22 protein-coding genes are annotated in these 25585 nt (G+C 47.6%); 21 read left to right on the forward strand and 1 reads right to left on the reverse strand.

The window, feature by feature from the left end; all coding sequences use genetic code 11:
* Positions 1–44 precede the first annotated feature (44 nt).
* The 18 genes from dapF to spoVM all read left to right on the forward strand — a co-directional run bounded on the left by dapF (position 45) and on the right by spoVM (position 19885).
* Positions 45–878, forward strand: coding sequence for a diaminopimelate epimerase (gene dapF / locus ACL9RM_RS03680; RefSeq protein ID WP_250268765.1), 834 nt, complete (start codon positions 45–47; stop codon positions 876–878).
* 396 nt (positions 879–1274) lie between these two features.
* Positions 1275–2297: a hypothetical protein gene (locus ACL9RM_RS03685; protein WP_250268764.1), complete on the forward strand. Its 1023-nt coding sequence runs from the start codon at positions 1275–1277 to the stop codon at positions 2295–2297.
* Between the two features lie 147 nt (positions 2298–2444).
* Positions 2445–4331, forward strand: coding sequence for a bifunctional homocysteine S-methyltransferase/methylenetetrahydrofolate reductase (locus ACL9RM_RS03690; protein ID WP_250268763.1), 1887 nt, complete (start codon positions 2445–2447; stop codon positions 4329–4331).
* A gap of 35 nt (positions 4332–4366) precedes the next feature.
* Positions 4367–5254 carry a YicC/YloC family endoribonuclease gene (locus ACL9RM_RS03695; RefSeq protein ID WP_250268762.1) on the forward strand — a complete coding sequence of 296 codons (888 nt, stop codon included), beginning with the start codon at positions 4367–4369 and terminating at the stop codon, positions 5252–5254.
* 56 nt (positions 5255–5310) lie between these two features.
* Positions 5311–5571, forward strand: coding sequence for an extracellular matrix/biofilm regulator RemA (gene remA, locus ACL9RM_RS03700; RefSeq protein WP_005548256.1), 261 nt, complete (start codon positions 5311–5313; stop codon positions 5569–5571).
* A gap of 14 nt (positions 5572–5585) precedes the next feature.
* Positions 5586–6158: a guanylate kinase gene (gene gmk / locus ACL9RM_RS03705; protein ID WP_061829021.1), complete on the forward strand. Its 573-nt coding sequence runs from the start codon at positions 5586–5588 to the stop codon at positions 6156–6158.
* A 122-nt stretch (positions 6159–6280) separates the two neighbouring features.
* Complete coding sequence (gene rpoZ / locus ACL9RM_RS03710) at positions 6281–6484, forward strand: DNA-directed RNA polymerase subunit omega (RefSeq protein ID WP_013310893.1); 204 nt, start codon at positions 6281–6283, stop codon at positions 6482–6484.
* Positions 6485–6574: 90 nt separating this feature from the next.
* Positions 6575–7879, forward strand: coding sequence for a bifunctional phosphopantothenoylcysteine decarboxylase/phosphopantothenate--cysteine ligase CoaBC (coaBC, locus tag ACL9RM_RS03715; protein ID WP_250268761.1), 1305 nt, complete (start codon positions 6575–6577; stop codon positions 7877–7879).
* The gene (priA, locus tag ACL9RM_RS03720) at positions 7879–10455 is read left to right on the forward strand and encodes a primosomal protein N' (RefSeq protein ID WP_250268760.1); all 2577 of its coding nucleotides are present in this window, start codon (positions 7879–7881) and stop codon (positions 10453–10455) included. Before coaBC ends, priA begins: the two co-directional genes overlap by 1 nt.
* Before the next feature lie 132 nt (positions 10456–10587).
* On the forward strand, positions 10588–11085 hold the full coding sequence (def, locus tag ACL9RM_RS03725; protein ID WP_235309507.1) for a peptide deformylase: 498 nt from the start codon (positions 10588–10590) through the stop codon (positions 11083–11085).
* A 6-nt stretch (positions 11086–11091) separates the two neighbouring features.
* Positions 11092–12051 carry a methionyl-tRNA formyltransferase gene (fmt, locus tag ACL9RM_RS03730; protein WP_250268758.1) on the forward strand — a complete coding sequence of 320 codons (960 nt, stop codon included), beginning with the start codon at positions 11092–11094 and terminating at the stop codon, positions 12049–12051.
* A complete protein-coding gene (gene rsmB, locus ACL9RM_RS03735; RefSeq protein WP_061829025.1) occupies positions 12048–13463 on the forward strand; it encodes a 16S rRNA (cytosine(967)-C(5))-methyltransferase RsmB in 1416 nt (471 codons plus the stop codon). The genes fmt and rsmB overlap by 4 nt, the downstream gene beginning before the upstream one ends.
* 187 nt (positions 13464–13650) lie before the next feature.
* A complete protein-coding gene (rlmN, locus tag ACL9RM_RS03740) occupies positions 13651–14691 on the forward strand; it encodes a 23S rRNA (adenine(2503)-C(2))-methyltransferase RlmN (RefSeq protein ID WP_013310887.1) in 1041 nt (346 codons plus the stop codon).
* 6 nt (positions 14692–14697) lie between these two features.
* Positions 14698–15474, forward strand: coding sequence for a Stp1/IreP family PP2C-type Ser/Thr phosphatase (locus tag ACL9RM_RS03745; protein WP_069289875.1), 777 nt, complete (start codon positions 14698–14700; stop codon positions 15472–15474).
* On the forward strand, positions 15471–17750 hold the full coding sequence (pknB, locus tag ACL9RM_RS03750) for a Stk1 family PASTA domain-containing Ser/Thr kinase (protein WP_250268757.1): 2280 nt from the start codon (positions 15471–15473) through the stop codon (positions 17748–17750). Before ACL9RM_RS03745 ends, pknB begins: the two co-directional genes overlap by 4 nt.
* 73 nt (positions 17751–17823) lie before the next feature.
* Positions 17824–18741, forward strand: coding sequence for a ribosome small subunit-dependent GTPase A (rsgA, locus tag ACL9RM_RS03755; RefSeq protein WP_250268756.1), 918 nt, complete (start codon positions 17824–17826; stop codon positions 18739–18741).
* Positions 18742–18745: 4 nt separating this feature from the next.
* The gene (gene rpe / locus ACL9RM_RS03760) at positions 18746–19414 is read left to right on the forward strand and encodes a ribulose-phosphate 3-epimerase (RefSeq protein WP_250268755.1); all 669 of its coding nucleotides are present in this window, start codon (positions 18746–18748) and stop codon (positions 19412–19414) included.
* Positions 19415–19804: 390 nt separating this feature from the next.
* The gene (gene spoVM, locus ACL9RM_RS03765; protein WP_010345573.1) at positions 19805–19885 is read left to right on the forward strand and encodes a stage V sporulation protein SpoVM; all 81 of its coding nucleotides are present in this window, start codon (positions 19805–19807) and stop codon (positions 19883–19885) included.
* Between the two features lie 224 nt (positions 19886–20109).
* Here spoVM and rpmB read toward each other — a convergent pair whose 3' ends face one another.
* Positions 20110–20298 (reverse strand): 50S ribosomal protein L28, encoded by a 189-nt coding sequence (gene rpmB, locus ACL9RM_RS03770; RefSeq protein ID WP_013310881.1) that lies wholly within the window; start codon positions 20296–20298, stop codon positions 20110–20112.
* A gap of 508 nt (positions 20299–20806) precedes the next feature.
* Between rpmB and ACL9RM_RS03775 the strand changes: the two genes are divergently transcribed.
* From ACL9RM_RS03775 to recG, 3 genes are read left to right on the forward strand one after another with little or no spacing between them, the layout of a single operon-like run.
* Positions 20807–22591: a DAK2 domain-containing protein gene (locus tag ACL9RM_RS03775; protein ID WP_254325351.1), complete on the forward strand. Its 1785-nt coding sequence runs from the start codon at positions 20807–20809 to the stop codon at positions 22589–22591.
* 49 nt (positions 22592–22640) lie between these two features.
* On the forward strand, positions 22641–23510 hold the full coding sequence (locus tag ACL9RM_RS03780) for a DegV family protein (protein ID WP_235309509.1): 870 nt from the start codon (positions 22641–22643) through the stop codon (positions 23508–23510).
* 1 nt (position 23511) lies between these two features.
* The gene (gene recG / locus ACL9RM_RS03785) at positions 23512–25560 is read left to right on the forward strand and encodes an ATP-dependent DNA helicase RecG (RefSeq protein ID WP_069289870.1); all 2049 of its coding nucleotides are present in this window, start codon (positions 23512–23514) and stop codon (positions 25558–25560) included.
* Positions 25561–25585: the final 25 nt, after the last annotated feature.

A 25585-nucleotide genomic window follows, 5' to 3' on the forward strand; every position in this document is an offset into this window, starting at 1 on the left:
CTTCATGAGGAACATGATATCAGCAGCAACGGCGGAGGTAAGCTATGGAATTCACAAAAATGAACGGTCTAGGTAATGATTTTATCGTTTGGTTTGGGCATCAGGATTTGCCGTCTGACGCCTCGGAATTAGCTGTTCGGCTATGTGATCGACATTTTGGTGTTGGCGCCGATGGGTTGGTATATATATTGCCGTCAGAGAAAGCGGATTTCTGCATGCGCATCATTAACTCGGACGGCTCGGAGGCCGAGCAATGTGGTAATGCTATCCGTTGTGCTGCCAAGTACGTATATGACCGTAAACATATCAACCGTGAACAGATCACGATCGAGACCCTGGGTGCAGGTGTGCAGCAGGTGGAACTAACTGTAGAGAACGGACTTGTTCGTAGGGTGAAGGTAGATATGGGAGAGCCGATTCTTGAGGGTTTGAAAATTCCAACTACACTAGAGCGGACTAGCGTAATTAACGAGCCTATTGAAGCTGGAGGAAGTGGTTTTCGCTTTACGGCTGTATCTATGGGGAATCCGCACTGTGTCATTTATGTGGAGGATGCGCCAAGCTTTGAGCTGGAAGCCTGGGGGCCAAAGCTGGAATGCCATCCGTTGTTCCCTAAAAAAACAAATGTTGAGTTCGCCACGGTACGTAGCCGGAAGCATATAGATATGAGAGTATGGGAGAGGGGAGCCGGACCAACGCTAGCTTGTGGAACCGGAGCCTGTGCTACGCTTGTTGCTTCTGTACTAAACGGATACAGCGATCGTCACGCCATTGTAAGCCTGAAGGGCGGCGATCTGGATATCGAATGGAGCGAGGAAGATAATCACATATATATGATGGGCCCGGCTGAGATCGTGTACGAAGGTCGTCTGTTCTGAATCATGTGAATTATAAAGATAGCGTGTAACTGGCCTATGAATCGTATAGAAGTGAGTGAAAAGAAGACCTTAGAGGTCTTCTCAGGCTGTCGAGAAACCCCCTGTTTTTTTGCAGGGGGTTTAAAACTGTCTTAGTGGTCTAAAAACTAGGGTCCTCAGATCGTTTTAAATCGATTTTTGTTTTAAAAGATGCGTCTCCCCATATAAAAATAGAAGTGTCGAAAAGTCCTCTGGACTTTCTCGACACTCTGAGAAGACCTTAGAGGTCTTCTTTTTTTGGACTTACATGCCCCTGTATACAAGGAATACGATGAAGAAGGCAATATTCTGTCTTTTTTTGGCGCCTGAACGATGTATAATATAGAAAATGAAAAAACAATAAGGAGGCCGTTCATAGTGCGGAAATTTCGTTGGATTTCAGCAGTTGCAGTCCTCATATTTGTAGCCACCGCGCTTCCGGTTCAGGCGGCGACCATTCCTGCTGCCGCGGAAACGACGGACAAGCAGGTTGGCTCGCTAACTCCGACAGTGGTAAGCCGTTTAGAAAAAGCGGTGCAAGAACTCATTGGTTCAAAGACAGCATTTCAATTTGACGATGTGACAGATATGGGGAAAACCTGGATTGTAGAGGGCGAACTGGAAGACGGAACTGCTACGTTGCAGACAGAATATAATAAAGAAAAAAACAGAGTGGATTCTACAACCATACGATATAAAATAAGCAGCTTGGGAAAGGCGATGAACGCACCACTCAAGACGAAAGTGCTAAACAGCGCCAAAGCGTTTGACAGCAAGCGTCCTCTGCAATTTGAAGCATTTTGGCGGGTCAAATCCCCTTATCAGTCCAACAAGCCTTCAAATTACTGGGTGTTTTGGGGTGCAGGAGAACAAGCTTCCTCGTTGTATGTGGATGTGGATCGAGGTAACGCTATTACCATCAACGCAGACTATGCCCTGAAGCAGGTGGACCCTGTGTTACTGAACCGTGCAATGAACACATTTAAGCGTGTGAGTGGACAGCGAATCAAGGTACAGCACGCTTCACGGTACAAGGACGAGACGAAGGGACTTTCATACTGGTCGTTTGAGGATGCAAACGAGGCGAGTGAGGTCAAAATTAGCGCGGTAACCGGTAAAGTGCTGGCCGTATCCACCTATGGGGTAGACTGGAACGATGACGCAGATTTCAAAAAAACATTTGCAAGCCCGAAATATACTGCTTCAGAAGCTTTGAAGCTAGTCAAGCCCAAGGCTCAGATGTTGTTTAATATCAATTTGACCGGCTATAAAGTGAAAGTTCAAGGGAATCAATATACGTTCTCCAAGCAGCAAAAGGGAACGGATTCTATTGTGGCTAAAGTGAATAAAAAAGGGACTTTTTACGCGTACTCTCTCCATTCTTCCGATGGGAAAATATAGTAGGAAATAGAAAAGATAAATGAAGCTGCTTCACTCCTGATATCATATTGTCGGGGGGTGGGGCGGCTTTTTTTGTTTTTGGCTTATGTTTGTAGTCTCTTTATGTTACATTAGTATGAAAATAAAGAGCGGGGTGGAGTAGAGGACATGAAACCGGATTTGCGTACTGTGCTGAATCGTGAAATTATTGTCGGAGACGGCGCAATGGGGACTTTTTTATACCAGCTAGGATTTCCAGTAAATACGTCTTTCGAAGAACTGAACATCACTTCGCCTGACGTTATATCAGACGTGCATGGTCAATATTTAAGTGCAGGAGCTCGATTGCTGGAGACTAATACATTTTCTGCAAATGATTATAAGTTAGCCCGGTTTGGTTTGGAATCTAAGGTAGAAGAGATCAATCGTGCCGGTGTGAGAATTGCCAGAGCTGCGGCCGGACCTGAACATTATGTGGTAGGTGCAGTGGGTTCCATATGTGGGGGCAAACGGCTTAACATATCAAAACTGGAGCTGGCAAGAAACTATGAGCAGCAAATTGATGCCCTTCTCTCCGAAGGAGTCGACGGCATTTTGTGCGAAACGTTTTATTCACTGGATGAAATACGCATTGCGCTTCACAGTGTACGTAAATACAGTGACATTCCGGTAATTTGTCAGTTTGCAGTTGATCAGGTTGGTCGTACCCAGGATGGTTTTTTGGTGGCGGAAGCTTTTTCGGTGCTGCGTAATGAGGGGGCAGACATCCTTGGATTTAACTGTCACTCGGGTCCGCAGGGAATTATGAGTGTAATGGAGCAGCTGGACGGCCCTTTGTCTGTACCGCTGTCCGTATATCCGAATGCAGGACTAGCAGATTATGTGGACGGTCACTATGTATACGGTGCATCACCTGAATATTTTGGAGAATGTGCCAAGTCCTTTGTAGACCTGGGGACGAGGCTGCTCGGTGGTTGCTGCGGAACTACACCGGAACATATTGCAGCTATCTCCAAAGCCTTGAACCGTTTGCAACCGCCTCCGCTGGCTTCAAAAGAAGCTTTGTCGAAAGAGTCCTTTCAAGTGGCAGAGCAGATTGCAGATGAAGAGGAACGAGGAAATGGCAAACATACCAGCGAGCCCAATATTGTGGATCTGGTTAAGGAACGTCATACAGTCATTGTAGAACTGGATCCTCCGCGCGATCTGGACATTACAAGGTTTATGCAAGGTGCTCATGCATTGAAGAAAGCAGGGGCCGACGCGCTTACACTAGCTGACAACTCGCTTGCAGTCACTCGCATGAGCAACATGGCGCTTGGACATTTGGTCAGTATTGAAACAGGCTTGCGCCCATTAATTCATATAGCATGTCGTGATCGCAATCTGATTGGTACTCAATCCCACATGATGGGTTTTGACGCGCTCGGTATTGACCATGTACTGGCGGTTACTGGAGATCCGGCGCGGTTCGGTGATTTGCCAGGCGCCAGTTCGGTGTATGATATGACCTCTTTTGAAATCATACGCATGATCAAGCAATTAAATGATGGAGTCGCATTTTCCGGTAAGCCACTGAAGCAGAAAGCTAATTTTGTGGTAGGTGCCGCATTTAATCCTAATGTCAAGCATTTGGGTAAAGCCGTACAGCGGTTGGAGAAGAAGATTGCCTCCGGAGCCGATTATGTTATGACTCAGCCCGTATACGACCACGAGTTGATTGCAGCCATCGCGGAAGCGACACGACATTTGGAAGTACCGATTTTTATCGGTATTATGCCGCTGGCTAGTGGGCGCAATGCAGAATACTTGCACAATGAAGTGCCAGGGATTCAGTTATCCGATGAGGTACGTGCACGTATGTCTGGTCTTGAGGGTCCGGAAGGACGAGCAATGGGCGTGTCTATTGCCAAGGAGTTACTTGATACGGCAATGGAACATTTTAATGGAATCTATTTTATGACTCCATTTATGTTCTATGAAATGACAGCTGAACTGACTTCTTACGTATGGCAAAAATCAGGCCGTGCACAGGCCCCCTTGTTTCGACTATAATAATCAATTACAATAGTATAATGGATGTGATGCCGATGTCATTGAGTATGACCGGATACGGTCAAGCCATCCTTCATTATGAGGGCTATAAAGTGCGCTTGGAATTGAAATCGGTGAATCACCGCTATTGCGAAGTGATGATGAGAATTCCGCGCGAATGGACTCGATACGAAGATGGCTTGAGAAGAACGGTTCAACAGCAGATTAAACGCGGCCGTATCGATGTCTTCATCCACAGGGAACGTGATGAAGAACAGATGCCCGCCGCGCGGTTGAATGACACTGTGGTGCAGGCTTACCTGCATGCAGCGGAGCAGCTGGCGGATCGTTATGGAGTGAAAGGAACGTTAGGGATAGGCGATATTCTTGCTTTGCCTGACGTTCTGGGTGAGCCTGGAGAGGCTTGCCATGGAGATGAAGAGGACTGGGAAGAGCAACTACAGCGGGCTTTGAATGAAGCTTTGCAAGGTTTACTGGAGATGAGAAGGCGAGAAGGCGGGCATTTGGCGCAAGATGTGGAATCCCGTATTTTACGTCTGGAATCTCTGCATCATGAAATGACGGTGCTGGCTCCTCATGTTGTGAGCGACTACCGTAACAGGCTGAAACACAGGCTTAAAGAGCTTCAGGACGGTTCATTTACGCTTGATGAACATAAGTTCGGAATGGAGATTGCGTTATTCGCGGATCGCAGCAATATTGACGAGGAACTTACCCGGCTTCAAAGTCACTTTGGACAGTGCAAGGGATTGCTGCTGTCAGACGAGCCGGCCGGTCGCAAATTAGATTTTTTAATCCAGGAAATGAACAGGGAAGTCAACACGATCGGCTCCAAGGCTAATCATCTCACATTGGTTAATTTGGTCGTTGAGATGAAAGCAGAGCTCGAGAAAATTCGTGAGCAGGCTGCAAATATTGAGTAGCTACCTGGTAGCGGCACGGCTGCAAGAGTCACATGTATAGGGGGAAAGACCTGAATATGGCAATTAAATTGATCAATATTGGTTTCGGCAATATCGTGTCGGCCAACCGAATTATCTCCATCGTCAGTCCGGAGTCTGCTCCGATCAAGCGGATTATACAGGAAGCCAGGGACCGTCATATGCTAATTGATGCTACCTATGGCCGCCGGACGCGGGCTGTTATTATTACAGACAGTGATCATGTAATCCTGTCTGCGGTGCAGCCGGAGACGGTCGCTCATCGCCTATCCACTAAAGATGATGACAATGACGAATAAAAATGGAGTGTACTATGGCTAAGGGATTATTATTTGTAATATCCGGACCTTCGGGTGTCGGTAAAGGGACGGTAGGCAACGCATTGCGTGAGAAGCTACCAGAGATAACATACTCCGTTTCTGCTACAACTCGAACACCTCGTTCAGGCGAACAGGATGGAGTGACCTATTTTTTTAAAACGCGTGAAGAATTTTTGGGTATGATTGAACGAGATGAAATGCTGGAGTATGCTGAGTATGTAGGGAATTATTATGGTACTCCACGTGATTTTGTAGATCAGACCCTTGCGCAGGGAAAAGATATTTTTCTGGAGATTGAAGTTCAGGGAGCGCTAAAGGTTAAAGAAAAATTTCCAGAAGGCATATTCATTTTTCTGCTTCCGCCTTCGCTAGACGAATTAAAGGATAGAATCCGGGGACGGGGCACAGAAACTCAAGCGACCATAGACCACCGTATGTCGGTAGCTGTGGATGAAATGAATTTGTTGCGTCACTATGATTATGCGGTCGTCAATGATGAGATTGATTTCGCTTGTAAACGAATAGAATCCATTATTATCGCCGAACATTGTAAGGTTCATCCTTAAACGAGGGCTTTACATATGCCAAGCGTACCTAAAGAGAAATAATACTGTATAAGCTGAGCTTGAAGGTGTACACTGGAGTTCAGCTTATACAGTCCCAAAACTACATGAAGAGGTGTCTATTCGTGCTGTATCCTTCCATTGATGAAATGATGAAAAAGGCAGATAGTAAGTATTCGTTGGTTGTAGCGGCTTCACGTCGTGCCAGACAGTTGCGCGAGGGTGAAAAGACGACTCTCAAGAATCCTAAATCCCACAAACAGGTTGGAGTGGCGTTGGAAGAGATTTACGCGGATCATCTGCGTCTTGAAAGCGGCGAAGACGAGTAAGAATTATACACAACTATTATAACCGGGCGCAATGCCAATTCCTTTGACAACCGCAAGGTTGTTATTTTTTTAGGTCAGGGGGAGTTAACGATGTTGAAGGGAAAAGTTATTATTCTTGGTATAACTGGCGGAATTGCTGCTTACAAAGGGGCAGCGCTGTGTAGTAGGTTGACGCAAAAGGGCGCCGATGTTCATGTGATTATGACGGCCTCTGCCAAGGAGTTTATTACCGAACTTACGTTGCAGTCGCTCTCTCGTAATCCGGTGTACAGTGACACATTTGATGAAAGAGAGCCGTCAGTCGTATCCCATATTCATCTGGCGGATGCGGCTGATTTGGTGCTTGTTGCTCCTGCAACTGCGAATATTATCGGGAAAATGGCGCATGGTCTTGCTGATGATATGCTGTCTACAACGTTGTTGGCTACAACAGCGCCTATTATGGTGGCACCTGCGATGAATGTACATATGTACACTCATCCCGCAGTCATGCAAAATATGGAGACGCTTGTATCACGTGGCGTGAAGATGATTGAGCCTGGTGAAGGATTACTGGCTTGCGGTTACGTTGGCAAAGGACGTTTGGAAGAGCCGGACACAATTGTGCAAACCATAGAGCGTTTTTTTGATCAGCAAGCTCAGGAACAAAAAACCACCATCAAGTCTGAACCACGATGGTTTGGTGACGAATCTATGGAGGCTCAAATGCCTGAGTCACTTGTGAATGAGAATAAATCGGTGCTTTCAGGCAAAAAAGTCATTGTAACGGCTGGAGGCACGATCGAGCGAATTGATCCAGTACGTTATATCACAAATGATTCATCTGGCAAAATGGGCTTTGCCATTGCAAAAGTGGCTCAGGAGATGGGTGCAGAGGTGCACTTGATTGCTGCCAATACCAGCGCGGAACCGCCTACTGGTATTATGCTTGAAAGAGTCCAGTCAGCTGAAGATATGTACGACGCTGTATTAAAACAATGGGAAACGAGCGATATGGTCGTTATGGCTGCTGCAGTTGCAGATTATCGACCACGTGAGATTGCACAGACCAAGATCAAGAAAAAAGATAGTGTATTTACGCTAGAGCTAGTGAAGAACGTCGATATTTTAGAATCACTCGGACGGAGTAAGAAACATCAATTTTTAATTGGCTTTGCAGCTGAAACCGAACATTTGGAGACGTATGCGATAGATAAATTAGAACGTAAAAATTGTGATTTGATCGCGGCAAACGATGTAACTGTGAATGGTGCTGGTTTTGGCGTCGATACGAATGCTGTTCAAATTTATGACCGAAGCGGGATCGTAGAGCGTATTCCTGTACAGTCAAAGGAAGAAGTTGCGCGTAAGTTGCTTACTATAGCCGCGGGACGCATGGGTGGGGTGCTGCATTAATGGAGACGGGCAATTTAGTTGCCAAGGTCATTGTCGATGTACCTGCCAAGGATACGGACCGCACCTTCGATTATCTGATACCAGACTCAATGAGACCTTGGATTGAGCCGGGTAGTCGGGTAGCTGTACCATTTGGCAAACGGACGGTGCAGGCTTTTGTCATCTCGGTAGTCCCAGCTGATGATCCACCGAAATACAGAATGAGAGCGATCCAGGAACTGCTGGATTTGGTACCACCCTTATCTGCCGACCTAGTCGAACTGGGCAAGTGGATGAGCGAACGTTATGCTTGTAATCAAATTATGGCACTGCAAGTGATGATTCCTACCGCGCTCAAGGGCAAAGCAGAACGTTATATCTCAATTGCGGAACAGCATGAGTTAACGCATCCACAACGTACTATACAACCGAATCAGGGCGATGAACTCGAATGGGCACTTCTGATCGACGATGGTATGAGTGATCCGACGGAGCGTCGGATTGTTAGCTTCATTCAGGAGAAGGAGCAAGTCCCATTGCAGCAACTCAGTCGACGTTTCCCTGAAGAAGCGGAGGTTATTAAATCCCTGTTACGCCGGGGTGTACTTCAGGAAAGTCAAGTTATCAAAGACAAACTTGGCAAAAAGACCATGAAATCCGTTGATCTGGCTATTGGCATAGACGAGGCATCAACGGCACTGGAGCAATTTTCTGCCAAAGCGCAGCGTCAGCGGGAGGTACTTGCTTTTTTGCTGGAACGTAGCGAGTTTCTGCCTTTGTCACTGAAGGAAGTCATGACCTCACTGAGTGTCTCGGCTGCAACGGTTAAGGCGCTGGAAGATAAGGGCTATGTGTTGCTGGAGGATGTCGAAGTGTTCCGCGACCCCTACCGGGGCAGACACTTCAAGCCTACAGAGCCACTCCCTCTCACAGTAGAGCAGCAGTCAGTATATGAACGGATTATTCGCCAGCTGGACACACGTGAGCAAGGAGCTTATTTGTTGCATGGAGTCACAGGGAGCGGTAAGACGGAAATTTATCTACAGACGATTCAGCGTTGTATCGAGCAGAATCGGCAGGCCATTGTGCTGGTACCTGAAATATCGTTAACCCCACAAATGGTTGAGCGTTTTAAAGGCCGGTTTGGCGATCAGGTAGCAGTGATGCACAGTAGGTTGTCCGGGGGGGAACGGTACGATGAATGGCGCAAAATACGCGAAGGCCGTGTGAAAGTGGCGATTGGTGCTCGCTCGGCAGTATTTGCGCCTTTTCGTGAGTTAGGTCTTATTATTATGGATGAGGAGCACGAAACGTCCTATAAGCAGGAAGAGACACCTAAATATCATGCGCGTGATGTCGCCATTCGCAGAGCCCATCAGCATGGGGCTGTTGTTATTCTCGGCTCGGCTACACCGTCGCTGGAAAGCTACTATGCAGCTCGCTCACAAAGCAACGACGAGTTTGCGCCGTTGCTGCTTGAAATGCCAACTCGCGCATTGGGGAACACGTTACCCGAAGTACATATCATGGATATGCGTGAGGAACTGCGTGCTGGCAACCGCTCTATGTTCAGCCGTGCGTTGCATAATGGAATTGCAGAGCGGTTAGAGCGTAAGGAGCAGACGGTACTCCTGTTGAATCGGCGTGGGCACTCCACGTTCGTCATGTGCCGTAGCTGTGGCTATGTCGCGGGTTGTCCGCATTGTGATATTTCGCTTACGTATCATCAGCGGTCGAACAATTTACGTTGCCATTACTGTGGCTATTCCGAGCCTGTACCTCAGACTTGCCCTGAGTGCGGTAGTGAGCATATTCGCTATTTCGGTACAGGTACCCAGCGAGTGGAAGAAGAGCTGGCGAAGCTATTCCCCGGTATACGTGTTGTTCGAATGGATGTTGATACAACGACAGAAAAAAATGCCCACGAAAAGCTCCTCAAGCAATTTCGTGATAAAAAAGCGGACGTGCTGCTCGGTACTCAAATGGTTGCCAAAGGCCTGGACTTTCCCGATGTGACACTGGTTGGTGTCATTACTGCGGATTCGGCTCTCAATTTACCGGATTTTCGGGCCGCGGAAAAGACTTTTCAACTGTTAACACAAGTAGCTGGACGTGCTGGGAGACATCAATTGCCAGGGGAAGTATTTGTACAATCCTATACTCCAGAGCATTATTCGGTGATTCACGCAAGTCGCCATGATTATGCTTCTTTTGTGAGGGAAGAATTGAAACACCGCCGCAATTTGCACTATCCACCATATTGTCGTCTTATTTTGGTGACCTTTTCTCATGAACAACTCCCGGTGCTGGTCCGGCTGGCTGAGAATTATTCAGCAACACTACAGGGACGGGCCAGACAACGGGGATGGTTCGGGAATATGGATCGTCTTACATCGGATGTACTCGACATTTTGGGACCAGTAGCTTCACCCATTTCGAGAATCAAGAATAGATACCGATTTCAATGTATGATAAAATGGCGTGGAAATATCGATGCGATTAGTTTGGCTCAGCAAGTAGCTGATGAAATGGCCGAATCAGCACAGGCACAAAAGTTGCTAATTAGTCTGGATGTTGATCCGCAAATGCTTATGTAGAATGTTGCCACAAAAGTTATTAGCACAATTAATGCGGACAAGCCGTCCGTACATAGGATAATGTAGCAGTCGCGTTTGTGATGAATACAGTTAGGCCTAAATGAAGCATAAAGAGGAAGGTGTTCTGTTGTCATGTCAATTAGAATTATAGTGTTGGAGCCGGATGACGTATTGCACAAAGTAGCAAAGGAAGTCACTAAAATTACGCCTAACGTGCAAAAGCTGCTCGACGATATGGCAGATACGATGTATGAAGCGGAGGGAGTAGGTCTTGCTGCTCCGCAAGTAGGTATTTTGAAGCGTCTCATCGTTGTAGATGCTGGAGATGAGCATGGTTTGATTAAAATGATTAATCCAGAGATCGTGGCCGAAGAAGGGGAGGAATTGGGTCCTGAAGGCTGCCTGAGTATACCAGGGTTGAACGGGGATGTGCGTCGTGCCGAGAAGGTTACAGTCAAGGGACTGGACCGCGAGGGTAGAACCATTACCGTTACAGCGACAGGGTTGCTTTCTCGTGCTTTTCAGCATGAAATTGACCATTTAAATGGAATTTTGTTCACGGATATTGCAGAAAAAGTATATGAGGTTGCGCTGGAACAGCCAGGACCGAACCGTCAGATAGGAGAGTGAGGTTCGATGAGTCAAGACATTCGTATTATCTTTATGGGTACGCCTGAGTTTGCAGTGCCATCGCTGAACATGTTACTGGATAACGGTTATAACGTGGTTGGTGTGATTACACAGCCCGATAAGCCACAGGGACGAAAAAAAATATTGACGCCTACACCAGTCAAGGAAGCGGCAGAAAAACGCGGATTACCTGTACTGCAACCGACCCGCCTGCGCCAGCCAGAAGCGGTGGCTCAGGTGGCAGAGCTGTGTCCTGATCTGATCGTAACCGCAGCCTATGGGCAAATTTTGCCTAAGTCCGTACTAGACCTGCCTCGGTTCGGCTGTCTGAATGTGCATGGTTCGTTACTTCCCCGTTATCGGGGAGGTGCACCGATCCAGCGTGCGATTATTAATGGTGAAACTGTGACGGGTGTGACGCTGATGTATATGGCGGAAGGACTGGACACTGGCGATATGATATCGCGAGTTGAGATTGCTATAGAGCCGGAGGATACCTCGGGTACGATTTTTGAGAAGCTAAGCGTAGCTGGAGCAAAGCTTTTGCAGGACGAGCTGCCTAAGTTGCTGGCAGGCCAATCAGACCGTACGCAGCAAAACGAGGACGAGGCAACTTATGCCCCGAACCTGAACCGCGAGGATGAGCGTATTTCGTGGAGTGCCAATGCTCAGCAGATATACAACCGGATTCGCGGCCTGGTTCCTTTTTCCGGTGCGTTTACGCTTTGGGAGGAAAATGTTTTTAAAATTTGGGCTGCTGAGCAGCCTTTCATAAACAGTGAAGTGAGTGGCTCAAATGTTCCAGCACCCGGAACGGTTCTTCAATTGACTGCTCGTGGCATTGAGGTGCAGACAGGCGAAGGAACTCTTTGGCTGACTCAGGTTCAACCGGCTGGCAAAAAGGTTATGGATGCCGGAACCTTTGCGCGCGGCGGACAGATGAAGCCAGGCACGGTGCTCGGATGAGCGGGAGTCACTCCCGCCAGGGAGGCCAAGGCAAGGGAGTGGGTGCCAGATCCGGCAAGACTCGCAATCAGACGGCGCGGGAAGTTGCACTTGATGTGTTGACCGGTGTGGAGCAAGAGGGTGCATATAGCAATCTTGAGCTAAATCGTCGGCTTCAGCAGGCAGGTTTATCTGCAAGTGACGCTGGTTTGGCGACGGAACTTGTATACGGTACAATCGCACGCCGAAATACACTAGATTATTTCCTGAATAAATTTGTTCAAAAAGGAACGGCCAAGCTTCAGGCTTGGGTACGTTCGTTGCTGCGGATGAGTGTGTATCAGGTGGTTTATCTGGATCGAGTTCCAGATCATGCAGTCGTTAGTGAAGCGGTGACCATTGCTAAGCGTCGTGGGCATCAGGGGATTTCCGGTATGGTCAACGGCGTGCTCCGCAGCATGTTGCGTGAGCCGGACAAGCTGCGTATTCCTGACGATTTGTCACCAGAGGAACGGATTTCATTAGAACATTCCCATCCACAGTGGCTGGTTAAGCGCTGGATTAAGCAATACGGTGCAGATACTGCTGAGGCTATCTGTCAGGCTAATAATGAGCCCCCTGCGGTCAGCGTACGGGTGAATACGACAATGACCAGCCGTGATCAGCTGCTGGACGAGATGCGCTCAAAAGGGCTTGATGCCGTTCCTTCCGCAGTTAGTCCCTATGGGATTGTTGTTCGTAGCGGTGGAAATATGGCGCTTACCTCGTGGTATACGGACGGCTTGCTGTCCGTACAGGATGAAAGCTCCATGCTCGTTGCCGAAGCAGTCGCTCCTGAGCCTGGCATGCTGGTACTGGATTGCTGTGCCGCTCCAGGTGGAAAAACAGCTCATATGGCCGAGCTGATGAAGGATCAAGGCCGGATCGTTGCGAATGATCTGCATGCCCATAAGCATCAATTAATCCGTGAACAGGCTAATCGACTTGGCCTGGATGCTGTGGAAACAGTCACTGGTGATGCGCTAGAACTGAAAGAACGCTATGCTCCAGCTTCTTTTGACCGTATTTTACTGGATGCGCCATGCTCTGGCTTTGGAGTAATTCGTCGTAAACCGGACCTGCGTTGGAGCAAAACTGCGCAGGATGTTCGCGACATTACACAGCTTCAGCATGAGTTGCTGGATAGTGTGGCGGGATTGTTGAAGCCAGGTGGTATTCTGGTGTATAGCACATGCACGATTGAACCGGACGAAAATGAAGGACAATTGACTCAGTTTTTAAGCGAACATCCAGAGTATGAATTGGCAGAGGGTCATTCCTTCCCGGACGTGAGCCACGAAAAGGATAGTATTCAGGGAGGCTCGGTACAGCTGTTACCGCAGCATTTTCACAGCGACGGGTTTTATATCGCGCGCCTGCGTCGGGTGAAATAGCGCGGAAGAGAATTCCAGGCAGCTGCCCACCAGTATTTCCACATTCCGCCGGAACATTTCCGGCGGTTTTTTGCATGAAGATGAAAAATTTTTACCCCTCCAGGGATTTGTGCTAAAATAGGAAGAATGAAAAATACGATCTACGATCAAACAGAACTTAATGAAGAAGGAACGGGTGCAAACATTGATGAAACCTTTTATATATGATTTAACTCTGGAGGAGCTTCAGGACTGGGCCAAGAACAATGGCGAGCCTGCTTTTCGTGGCGGACAAATTTTTGACTGGCTGTATGTGAAGCGGGTCAATGATTTCAGCGAGATGACGAATTTGTCCAAGGCGCTGAGAGAGAAGCTTGAGGAGCAATTTAGTTTTGTGACGCTTAGTGAAATTACAAAGTTGGAATCAAAGGACGGTACAGTAAAATTCCTGTTCGGTTTGCACGATGATCATGCCATTGAAACGGTCATTATGAGACACAATTACGGAAACAGTATTTGTGTAACGACGCAAGTGGGATGCCGGATTGGTTGCACTTTCTGCGCATCGACGCTCGGAGGCCTCAAACGGAACCTGACAGCTGGTGAAATTACTGCACAGGTAGTACAGGCTCAGAAAATTTTGGATAAAACGAATGAACGAGTGAGCAGCATCGTGATTATGGGCTCAGGCGAGCCTTTTGAAAACTATGAAGCGACCATGACGTTTTTGCGTACAATGGTTCATGAAAAAGGTCTGAACATTGGTCAACGTCATATCACGGTGTCGACTAGCGGTATTGTACCGAATATTTATAAATTTGCCGACGAGGATACCCAGATTAATCTGGCAATATCCATTCATGCGCCTAATGATGCGCTTCGTTCGAAGCTGATGCCTGTAAATCGGCGTTATCCCTTTAAAGATGTTATGGATTCTCTACGTTACTATCTTGCTAAGACGGGGCGGAGAATTTCGTTTGAATATGCCCTGATTGGCGGGGTAAACGATCAGGCAGAACATGCTGAAGAGCTAGCGGATGTGTTAAAGGACATGCTGTGTCACGTCAATTTGATTCCAGTCAATCATGTGCCTGAGCGCAAGTATGTGCGCACATCACGCAGCGATATTTTTAATTTCCAACGTATTCTTGCCGAAAAAGGCGTCAATGTGACGATCCGGCGTGAACAGGGTCACGATATTGCCGCTGCTTGCGGTCAGTTGCGTGCAAAGCATATGGAGTTGGGGTGAAACCATTTGATCAAAACAGTTCATGTCAGCCATGTCGGACGTGTACGTTCGGTGAATGAGGATTCTGCCTGGATCAGGCACTTGGAGCAAGGCTATATTCTTGGGATTGTTGCCGATGGTATGGGGGGGCATTTGGCCGGTGATACGGCCAGCCGCCTTGCGGTAGAGACACTTGCCGCTGATTTGGCGACGCTGGAGAGCGGATTATCCGCACATTCTTTGACGGCGGCGCTCAGCGACGCTATTTTGCATGCCAATGAAGTCATCTTCCAGACGGCTGCACGCGATGACAAGTATCATAATATGGGAACGACAGTTGTTGCGGTTTTACTAAACGATGCATCCGGAATTATCGGACATATCGGTGATAGTCGCGCCTATGTCATATCCAAAGGAGCGGTACGTCAGCTTACAGAAGACCATACTTTGGTTAATGAGCTGTTCAAAAACGGTCAGATCAGTAAGGAAGAACGGGAGAACCATCCCCGTCGCAATGTGCTGACTCGGGCGCTGGGTACTGATTCTGAGGTGAAAGTGGATATTGACTCCATTGCGCTGGAAAAAGGCGATGTACTGTTACTGTGTAGCGACGGATTAAGCAATCTGGTAACGGAAGAACAAATCAGTAAAGTAGTAGGTGCCGCAGAGAATCCTTTGGAGGAGCGTGCGGATCGTCTGCTACATCTGGCGCTGCTTGCCGGAGGAGACGATAACATTACTGTGGCTTTGTTTGAATTGCCCGATGACACGGTTTCATTGAGTGAAAAGGGGTGTGACGCATGATCGGGCACCTGCTAGGGGGAAGATACGAAATTATTGAGCGCATCGGTGGCGGCGGTATGGCGCTGGTGTATAAGGCTCAAGACATTTTGCTGAATCGCAATGTTGCAGTTAAAGTGTTGCGCCAGCAATTTGTTCATGATGAGGAATTTATTCGCCGGTTTCGGCGTGAGGCGCAGTCTGCGGCCTCGCTTTCGCATTCGAATGTGGTCAGTATTTATGATGTCGGCCAAGAGGATGAAATCCATTATATTGTAATGGAGTGCATCGAAGGTAAAAATTTGAATGAGATTATTAAAGAACGTGCGCCATTGCAAGTGGATGAAGCAGTACGGATTGCATCCCAGATTTGTGATGCGCTGGAGCATGCCCACCAAAATCAGATCATTCACCGAGACATTAAGCCTCATAATATATTAATTGGACGTAATGGACGAGTTAAGGTAACCGATTTTGGGATTGCTAGAGCTGTTACGTCAACGACCATTACCCAGACGGGTTCTGTTGTGGGTTCTGTTCATTATTTTTCACCTGAGCATGCAAAGGGTGTCGTCACCGGCGAAAAATCGGACTTATATTCTTTAGGTATTGTCTTATATCAAATGCTGACGGCGCAGCTCCCTTTCCTGGGAGAAAGTCCAATTAGTGTAGCGCTCAAGCATTTGCAAGAGGAATTTGAGGAACCGCGTAAAATTAATCCGTTGATTCCGCAAAGTGTGGAAAATGTCATTCTAAAATCCATGCGCAAAAATCCAGAAGAGCGTTATCAATCGGCAGACGAAATGCTAAAAGATTTGGAAACCTGTTTGCTGCCGGGACGGCGTAATGAATCCAAGCTGGAGTTTACACATTTGGATGATGAGGATCAAACACGGGTTATTCCGGCTATTAAGCCTCAACAATTAGGGATGTCTTCTAGTGGGGATGATGTACCTGCTCAATCGCGTGAGTCTGAACAGCTTCCGAGCAAGCAATCGTCCAAGAAAAATAGAAAAAAAGCGATCTTGTGGGTAACACTAGTGTTGGTGTTACTTCTGTGCATGGGCGGAGTGGTGTACTATGTGCAAAGTGTACTCGTCGTGCCTGAGGTAAAAGTACCAGGTGTATTGACACAAACAGAAGACCAAGCGAAGGTTAATCTCAGTAAAGCGGGATTACTCATCGAGGAGCCAATCCAGCATGAATACAAAGAGGGAATCGCGCCTGGAGTTGTATTTTATCAAAGCTATCCTGAAGATTCTTTAGTCAAGGAAGGAACCAAGATTAGTCTGAAAGTCGGGATTGCCAAGCCGCTCACCCCGATGCCGGATGTCAAAGGCCAAAGCTACGAGAATGCTGTTAAGCTGCTGACCGCCCAGCAAATTAAGGAGACGCAGATTCAGCAAAATGAGCAGTTCAGTGATCAGGCCGCAGGGACTGTACTTAGTCAGACACCCCCTGCCAATGAGCCATTTGATAAGGATTCAGTCCAGGTTGTGCTCACAGTCAGCAAGGGCGCTGACACTGTGAAAATGCCAAGTCTCGTAGGGAAGACGCAGAATCAAGCGGAAAATGAGGTCAAAAAGGCAGGGCTGAAGGTTGGCTCGATTAAAGAAGAATTTAGCTATGAGCAGGAAAAAGGAAGAGTAACCAAACAGTGGCCGTCAGAGGCAGGCAGTGAGTTGCCACCAAATACGGAAATTACGTTTTATGTAAGCACTGGTTATCCACCAGAAGCAATTACGCTGCCATTTAATGTGCCTGTTGCGCCGAAGGAAGAGGGTAAAAACAGCAAAATTCGTATCACTTATACGGATGCACGTGGAGAAAATCAGGAATGGGGAAGCCGTACAATTAATACGACACAGGTGTTCACTATCAACCTGCTAATGGCTCCGAACAAAGACAGTGTTGTCTCAGTATTTAGAGATGGTGACTTTATTGATACGTATCCAGTCTCTTATATTGAGGCAAAAAATGGAACAGTGACGATGCCTCAAATTGCTCCGCCTGCCGGAGCTTCACCAACGGATACACCTGATGATACTTCCTCGCAGAATGGAAGTGGAAACGGCGAGCAAGGTGATAGCGGGGGAGATTCTAATGATAGTGGTAATAGTGGGGGCGACTCGAACAATCAGGAGGGCACAGGAGGTAATGGTGACCCTTCCGCCTTTGTTCCTGGAACGAATTCCACGGGGGGTACGCGCAGTGAGTTGGCGGTTAGTCATAAAAACAACCCAGGCCACGCTTCCCACAAAAAGAAGGAAAAAGTGATTGAGGCTATTCAGCATCAGTAAACTTGCAATAGGAAGATGCTTAACCTGTTATACGCAATGAAACTTGAACATTATGAAGGAGGACATCTTACACATGCCTGAAGGTCTGATCGTCAAGGCGCTTAGCGGATATTATTATGTCTCCAGCCTGGATCAGGATGGGCGTCCGGTATCTGGCGAAGCTACGGTACAATGCAGAGCACGCGGCATTTTTAAGAAAAAAGAGATTACGCCTCTTGTTGGTGATCGGGTCGTTTACGAACTGACTGAAAACGGGGAAGGTATGGTCAAGGAGATTAGAAAGCGTACGACGGAGCTAATACGTCCTCCGGTAGCAAATACCACGCTAGCCGTGCTGCTGTTTTCCTTGCGTGAGCCGGATTTAAACTTGCCTTTACTGGACAAATTTTTAGTCCATATTGAGCACGCCGGGCTGGATACAATTATCTGTCTGACTAAGCGCGATTTGTATGAAGGCAGCCCTTCAGAGGATGACACCGTACTGGCCGTTCAGGAGATGTACCAGAAGATCGGTTATGAAGTGCTGGTAACCAGTGCCCGTACCGGAGAAGGGACGGCTGAGCTTAAGAAGCTATTGGCTGGTCAAATCAGCGTGTTTTCCGGGCAGTCAGGTGTAGGAAAGTCTTCTATGCTTAATGCTCTAGAGCCTGGGTTAACGCTGGAGACGAGCGCCATAAGCAATAAGCTGGGCCGAGGAAAACATACGACTCGTCATGTGGAGCTGATTCCTCTAGACAACGGAGGATTTGTAGCAGATACACCGGGGTTTAGCCAGCTGGATTTTCTGGAGCTGGGTGTGGATGAGCTATCTCCCTGTTTTCGTGAATTCCAGCAGTATGCGGAAGGATGTAAATTTCGGGGTTGTACCCATATTCACGAGCCTGGTTGTAAAGTAAGAGAGGCCCTGGAAGAAGGACATATTTCACAGGGACGGTATGATAGCTATTTGCAGTTCTATCAGGAATTAAAAGAAAAAAAGCGGAGGTACTGAGTATATGTTAAAAATAGCACCGTCGATTTTATCCGCTGATTTTGCTCGCTTGGGCAGTGAAGTTGCGGAAGCTGAGGCAGGAGGGGCAGACTGGATTCATGTGGACGTAATGGATGGACATTTTGTATCCAATATTACACTGGGCCCACCTATCGTTCAGGCTATTCGTCCGCACACGACTCTTCCCTTGGATGTTCATCTGATGATTGAGCATCCTGAACGCTATATTGGCGATTTCGTAAAAGCAGGAGCCGATATCATCACTGTTCATGCTGAGGCCTGTGTTCATTTGCATGGCGTCCTTCACTTGATCAAGCAGCAAGGCGCTCTGGCTGGAGTGGCTCTCAATCCAGGTACTTCACCATATGCGATCAAGGAAGTGCTGCCAAATGTGGATATGATTCTGGTAATGACGGTCAATCCTGGCTTTGGAGGTCAGTCCTTCATTCCAGAGACGTTAAATAAAATCAGACAAATCCGTGCTTGGTTGAACGAATTGGGTCGTCCAGACGTACATATCGAGGTAGACGGAGGTATTGCGGAGGAGACGGCACCAGCCGTATTTGAAGCGGGGGCTGATGTGCTGGTGGCTGGTAGTGCGGTATTCGGCAGAGAAGACCGCGCAGCGGCTATTGCTGCGATTCGGGACAGTGCAGCACGTTTGTCCAAGTGAAGCTGACCGAAGCATTGTGGATGACTGTAGCGAGCATGGCGACGGGATTGACCCTTAGCTGTTTCTCGCTAGTGAAGGCTCCTTGGAATGCCGTTCTTTCACTTTTGGCTGTTCTAATTGTCCTGTTTTATTTTCGAAAAAATGAACGGCGTGGTTTACGAATAGGTTTTGTGGTGTGCAGCGTACTTTATTATATCCTGTTTATTTTCATACTCTCAGCATATCTCTATGTTCGCGGACTTGTCTGATGGTATAGCCTGGGATGGTTGTGCATAAATATGGTTACATGAGCGGGATTCTCATGTAGCCTTTTTTTGTGGGGCAACAACCCTTGATAGGTTGCATAAACTACAGAGAACGGATGCAGGAGGATGATGGGGAGGGTGAGGCATGAAGTTTTACACAATCAAGCTGCCAAAATTTCTGGGTGGATTCGTTAAAGCCATTTTGAATACATTCCAGAAAAACTGAATTCAACGTAATGTAAACACAGGATGTAGGATGAAAGCTAGAGGTACACAGGGCACGCTTCCCGGGCATAACAGATAGGTAGCTCGGTAGTAAAAGATTGGAACGCACGGGAAGGTGCCTGACATTTTGTTTTCCTGAACCAGATGGATATTACTTTTCGAATAACCAAAAAAGCACCCGTTTAAAACGAGGTGCCTTTTGTTTATAACGATATTTTTTTACGACTACACGCGAGTCACTTTACCGGCTTTCAATGCACGAGTGCTGACATAAACGCGTTTCGGTTTACCGTTAACGAGAATGCGAACTTTTTGTACGTTGACGCCCCAAGTACGGCGATTACGGTTGTTAGCGTGAGATACGTGGTTACCGCTGCCAGGCTTTTTGCCTGTTACAGAACATTTACGAGACATGATTCCACCTCCTATTCTGAAAATAACCAAATTCCATATGGAACGGGTCTCTCTTCAGGCCGACTGGGTCAGCCGGACTTTGTAAGTCACTAACCTGAACAAAACAATACTTAAATATAATATCATAGTCAAAAAAGCTCCGTCAACTGATTCAAAAACTTTATTTATTTCTCTTTCGCATTATAGTACAATATGGGATAGTTATTGCTGCGATTATTTTGTATTTAAATGGAATGTGAATTCTTATTCCAGTCATGCCGGCGGTTCAGAGGCGGGACTATAGTTATCATTCCAGCCGATGATTTATGTTGGGCAGTTGACTGGTTTTTCATTTTATATGACCTGTAGAAGAGCGACCAGACGTGAGTACAAGAGCTTATGAAAGTGTGACATTCGTATTCGTCGTCTGGCTTTAGTATAATTTAATTGAACCTGTAGGCACAGCTGGATAAGGTGTGGTGAAGGTTGATAGTAAAACAAGTGTATTAAGCTAGGAAGGGGAATTCTCTTGAGTAATCGTTCTTTGAATGGAACAGATTTTACCGCAATGGTTTTAGCCGGGGCGGAACAATTACAGCAGCATGCGGAACATGTCAATTCACTAAATGTATTCCCGGTGCCAGACGGTGATACGGGAACTAACATGAATTTGACGATGAGCGCGGGCGTAACGGAATTAAAGAGGGGGGATTCTTCCTCCATCGGTGTCATGTCCGGCATATTATCCAAAGGTTTGCTGATGGGAGCCCGCGGCAATTCAGGGGTTATCCTGTCTCAGTTGTTTCGTGGCTTCAGCCGTTACGCTGCCCCATACGAGGAATTGAATACCCTTCAGTTCGCATCGGCATTGCAGAGCGGGGTGGATGCGGCCTACAAGGCGGTGGTTAAGCCGGTGGAGGGTACAATTCTTACCGTGGCGAAGGAAGCGGCCAAGCATGCTGTATTTTTCTCGCGCCGGACGAACGACATCACGGAATTGATGGAAGAAGTGCTTGCCAAGGCGAAGGAAACGCTTGCCATGACGCAGGACATGCTCCCCGTACTGAAGCAAGTAGGAGTTGTAGATTCGGGTGGGCAAGGCCTTGTGTATATTTATGAAGGCTTTATGCAACATCTTGGAAGCGGCTTGGTGACGTCTCCAACTGCAAAAAGTGATAATGTACGCCCGGTTTTTGCTCCTCACGTATCGGAGAGACCTACTGCTACTGCAGTTGTTCCTTCCCCAGATGCGCCGATTTCTGCGCAAGCGAAGCTCGAAACGGATAATATTGAATTTTTGTATGATATGGAGTTTTTTATTAATCGACAATTGGGCGAAGCGCAAGGTACCGATTTTGATGAAGAAGCCTTCCGGAAAGCGTTATCCGTAGATGGTGATTCTATTATCGTAATTTCAGACGATGATGTCATCAAGGTTCACGTGCATTCTAAGGCTCCTGGTGAAGTGCTGAATTTGGCACTGCGTTACGGAGAAATTACACAGATTCGTATTTTAAATATGCGCGAGCAGCATCGTGATTTGTTGTCTGCGGGTATGGATGTTGCTCCTGAGCCTGAGTGGTTTGCTGAAATACCAACAGAGCCTGCACGTGAGGAAGAGCCGTCTGAGCCCCCCGCTCATGAACTGGCATCCTTTGGTTTTATAGCTGTGGCTTCCGGTGAAGGAATTGCTGATATTTTCAGAAGTTTAGGCGTCGATGTTGTCCTTTCTGGCGGCCAGACAATGAATCCAAGCACAGAGGACTTCGTTAATGCGGCGCGTTCGATTGCGGCTCAACATATTTTTATTCTTCCGAATAATTCCAATATTATTTTGGCGGCAGAACAAGCGCGTGAACTGCTAGAGATGGAACGTATGGTGTCGGTTATTCCGAGCAAAACAATTCCTCAGGGCATTGCGGCAGCATTTGCCTTTCAGGAGGAAGAGGCTTTTGAGGTAAATCAGGACAATATGCGTGACGCAGTCACCCGGGTGAAGTCTGGGCAAGTGACCTACGCGGTACGGGATACGACGCTTGATGACCTGCATATTACAGCCGGGCACTACATCGGTATTCAGGATTCCAAAATTGTAGCGACCGAGGAACACTTAATGGCAACGTCCCGTCTTTTGCTAGCGAAGATGCTGGTGAATGGCGATGAAATTGTTACGATTCTCACAGGTTCAGACGCAAATCAAGAAGACACAGATCAGCTTGTTGCATGGCTTGAAGAAAATTATGCGGATGCTGAAGTGGAAGTTCATGAAGGTGGTCAGCCGATTTATCCTTATTTGTTCTCAGTGGAAACCTGATGTGCTTTAGCACGCCCATGGAAGTCCACAACAAAAGGAGGTCTGACCGATGAGCAGTACCATCATTTTGACGGATAGCACGGCTGATATTCCACAAGAATTAGCAGACCGTCTCGGTATAGTTGTTGTACCCTTGACAGTGATGTTCGGCAGCACAGCTTACCTGGACGGCATTGAGATGTCAGCGTCGCAGTTTTACAGCGAACTAGTACGGGCTGATGAGCTGCCTACGACGTCACAGCCTTCACCAGCCCGTTTTTTGGAGACATACACGACGCTGTTAGAGCAATACCCCGAGAGCCAGGTTATCTCTATCCATTTATCCTCGGGTGTGAGCGGAACGTATCAGTCTGCTCTGCTGGGCAAATCCATGCTGGAGAAGCATGAACATAGAGTGACTGTGGTGGATTCCAAATCAGCTTCATACGGATACGGCATGCTAGTGGTTTATGCGGCAGAGCTGGCGGCTGCCGGACACTCCCCGACTGATATTGTTCGGGCTGTGGAACGTCGTGGGGAGCGCCGTTGTTTATATTTCCTGGTGGATACCCTGGAATACCTACAAAAAGGCGGACGTATTGGCAAGGCAGCGGCAATGGTTGGTACGTTGCTTAACATTAAGCCGATTCTTTCGATTGACAAAGAAGGTATTATTTATTCGGTTGATAAGGCGAGAGGGCATAAAAAAGCGACAGCACGAATTATTGAACTACTGGAGCGGGATTTAAAAGGCCAAAAAATTAATATTGCTGTGGGTCATACGGCAGATCGCTCAGCGGCAGAAGCGTTCGTGGCTCAGCTGGCAGAGCATTTTGAGCTGGGGGATCGAATATATACTGAACTTGGCGCTGTGATTGGGACCCATGTAGGGCCAGGAACGATTGGTATTTTTGTATGGCCGGCCGGAGATGAGAGGTAATATGCTGCAATTGGATCAAATACCTTTAAAACAAATACATGGCGTGAGTGCTCTCAAAGAGGGAGAGCTTCACGCTTTTGGCATTTCTAACATACAGGACATGCTGGAATATTATCCGTTTCGGTATGAAGATTACCGACTGCGCTCGCTAAGCGAAGTGAAGGACGGAGATAAGATTACGGTACAGGCCAAAATTATGGGCATTCCGGTGCTTCAGCGTTACGGGCGCAAATCAAGGTTGACTTGTAAATTGATGGCCGAGGATTGGATGTTTACCGCGACATGGTTTAATCGGCATTTCATGAAGGAGCAGCTAACCTCAGGTCGTGAAATTGTGGTGACTGGTAAATGGGACCTCAAACGTATGCAGATGACTGTTGCAGATTCTGAGTTTCCTGATAAAGGAGTAGCCCGCTCGGGGACGCTTCAACCGGTGTACTCTATAGGCGGCAAGATTACGCAAAGCTGGATGCGAAAAACGATGAATCAGACGCTCCAGCAGTTTGGCGAAATGATCCCCGAAATATTGCCTGAGTTGCTTGTACGCAAATATAGTATGATGCCGCGCAAGCAGGCTATCGCGGGTATACACCAGCCTCAGGACAACCGCGAGGGGCAAGAGGCTCGTCGGCGGATGGTGTATGAGGAGCTATTTTTATTTCAGCTGAAAATGCAGGCATTCCGGGCGCTAAATCGTGGTCGAGCGGACGGGGTGGTACATACGGTGGATAACGCCACGATTCGTGAATTTGTAAGAGCTTTGCCTTTTGAATTAACGGATGCACAGAAGAAGGTAGAGCTTGAAATACTGCACGATCTACGCTCACCTTATTGTATGAACCGTCTGCTTCAGGGAGATGTTGGGTCAGGTAAAACAGTTGTTGCTGCCATCGGTTTATTTGCCACAGTACGTTCTGGTTTTCAGGGAGCGCTGATGGTGCCAACCGAAATATTGGCCGAGCAGCATATGCGGTCGCTTCACAAGCTGTTTGAGCCCTTTGGAATCAGTGTGGGCCTACTGACTGGGAGTACAACCGGGAAGAAGCGTAAGGAGCTGCTAGCTGCTCTCCAAATGGGTCTGCTGGACATTGTAGTAGGCACCCATGCTCTCATTCAGGAAGATGTATATTTTCGCCAGCTTGGGCTTGTTGTAACGGATGAGCAGCATAGATTCGGAGTGAACCAACGTAGTGTACTGCGTCGCAAAGGCTATAATCCCGATGTGCTGACGATGACGGCCACACCGATCCCTCGTACGCTGGCCATCACTGCGTTTGGCGATATGGATGTTTCTACGTTGTCAGAGCGGCCGAAGGGGCGTATTCCAATTTCCACCTATTGGGTGAAGCACGAACTGATGGATCGGGTACTTGGTTTTATTTCCCGCGAGGTAGATCAGGGACGGCAGGCTTATCTGATTTGCCCGTTGATTGAAGAGTCGGAGAAGTTGGACGTACAGAATGCCATTGATTTGCATATTCAAATGCAACAGGCTTTTCCACATTACCGCGTTGGGCTATTACATGGACGAATGACTCCCGCAGAAAAGGAAGAAGTTATGCGTTCTTTCTATGCGAATGAGGTTCAGTTGCTCGTTTCAACGACGGTTGTGGAGGTGGGGGTAGACGTCCCCAATGCGACGCTAATGATCATTATGGATGCGGATCGTTTTGGGCTGTCCCAGTTACATCAATTACGTGGACGTGTCGGACGGGGAGCACATGCCTCGTATTGTGTACTGATCGCTGATCCTAAGTCGGAGGTTGGTCAGGAGCGGATGAAGGTTATGACCGATACGGACGATGGTTTTGAGGTAGCTAGACGCGATCTGGATTTGAGAGGGCCGGGTGACTTTTTTGGCACCAAGCAGAGTGGGCTACCCGAGTTTCGTTTAGCAGATATGGTAGCGGATTTTGAGGTGCTGGAAAAGGCGCGTGAGGATGCAACTGATCTGATCAAGGATGCGTCCTTTTGGACATCTCCGCAGTATGAAGCACTGCGCGGTTATTTGCAAAAAGAGCAGATTTTCCAGGGGGATCTCATCGACTAATCCACCATGAATCATGAGGTTGTTC

Source organism: Paenibacillus sp. S29, from assembly GCF_049319765.1.
Lineage (GTDB): Bacteria > Bacillota > Bacilli > Paenibacillales > Paenibacillaceae > Paenibacillus > Paenibacillus polymyxa_B.

Excerpts from the sequence above, each read along its gene's own strand:
- dapF (WP_250268765.1), top strand. The coding sequence starts at position 45 with ATGGAATTCACAAAAATGAACGGTCTAGGTAATGATTTTATCGTTTGG.
- ACL9RM_RS03690 (WP_250268763.1), top strand. The coding sequence starts at position 2,445 with ATGAAACCGGATTTGCGTACTGTGCTGAATCGTGAAATTATTGTCGGA.
- ACL9RM_RS03695 (WP_250268762.1), top strand. The coding sequence starts at position 4,367 with ATGTCATTGAGTATGACCGGATACGGTCAAGCCATCCTTCATTATGAG.
- remA (WP_005548256.1), top strand. The coding sequence starts at position 5,311 with ATGGCAATTAAATTGATCAATATTGGTTTCGGCAATATCGTGTCGGCC.
- gmk (WP_061829021.1), top strand. The coding sequence starts at position 5,586 with ATGGCTAAGGGATTATTATTTGTAATATCCGGACCTTCGGGTGTCGGT.
- coaBC (WP_250268761.1), top strand. The coding sequence starts at position 6,575 with ATGTTGAAGGGAAAAGTTATTATTCTTGGTATAACTGGCGGAATTGCT.
- priA (WP_250268760.1), top strand. The coding sequence starts at position 7,879 with ATGGAGACGGGCAATTTAGTTGCCAAGGTCATTGTCGATGTACCTGCC.
- def (WP_235309507.1), top strand. The coding sequence starts at position 10,588 with ATGTCAATTAGAATTATAGTGTTGGAGCCGGATGACGTATTGCACAAA.
- fmt (WP_250268758.1), top strand. The coding sequence starts at position 11,092 with ATGAGTCAAGACATTCGTATTATCTTTATGGGTACGCCTGAGTTTGCA.
- rsmB (WP_061829025.1), top strand. The coding sequence starts at position 12,048 with ATGAGCGGGAGTCACTCCCGCCAGGGAGGCCAAGGCAAGGGAGTGGGT.
- rlmN (WP_013310887.1), top strand. The coding sequence starts at position 13,651 with ATGAAACCTTTTATATATGATTTAACTCTGGAGGAGCTTCAGGACTGG.
- pknB (WP_250268757.1), top strand. The coding sequence starts at position 15,471 with ATGATCGGGCACCTGCTAGGGGGAAGATACGAAATTATTGAGCGCATC.
- rsgA (WP_250268756.1), top strand. The coding sequence starts at position 17,824 with ATGCCTGAAGGTCTGATCGTCAAGGCGCTTAGCGGATATTATTATGTC.
- rpe (WP_250268755.1), top strand. The coding sequence starts at position 18,746 with ATGTTAAAAATAGCACCGTCGATTTTATCCGCTGATTTTGCTCGCTTG.
- spoVM (WP_010345573.1), top strand. The coding sequence starts at position 19,805 with ATGAAGTTTTACACAATCAAGCTGCCAAAATTTCTGGGTGGATTCGTT.
- rpmB (WP_013310881.1), bottom strand. The coding sequence starts at position 20,298 with ATGTCTCGTAAATGTTCTGTAACAGGCAAAAAGCCTGGCAGCGGTAAC.
- ACL9RM_RS03780 (WP_235309509.1), top strand. The coding sequence starts at position 22,641 with ATGAGCAGTACCATCATTTTGACGGATAGCACGGCTGATATTCCACAA.
- recG (WP_069289870.1), top strand. The coding sequence starts at position 23,512 with ATGCTGCAATTGGATCAAATACCTTTAAAACAAATACATGGCGTGAGT.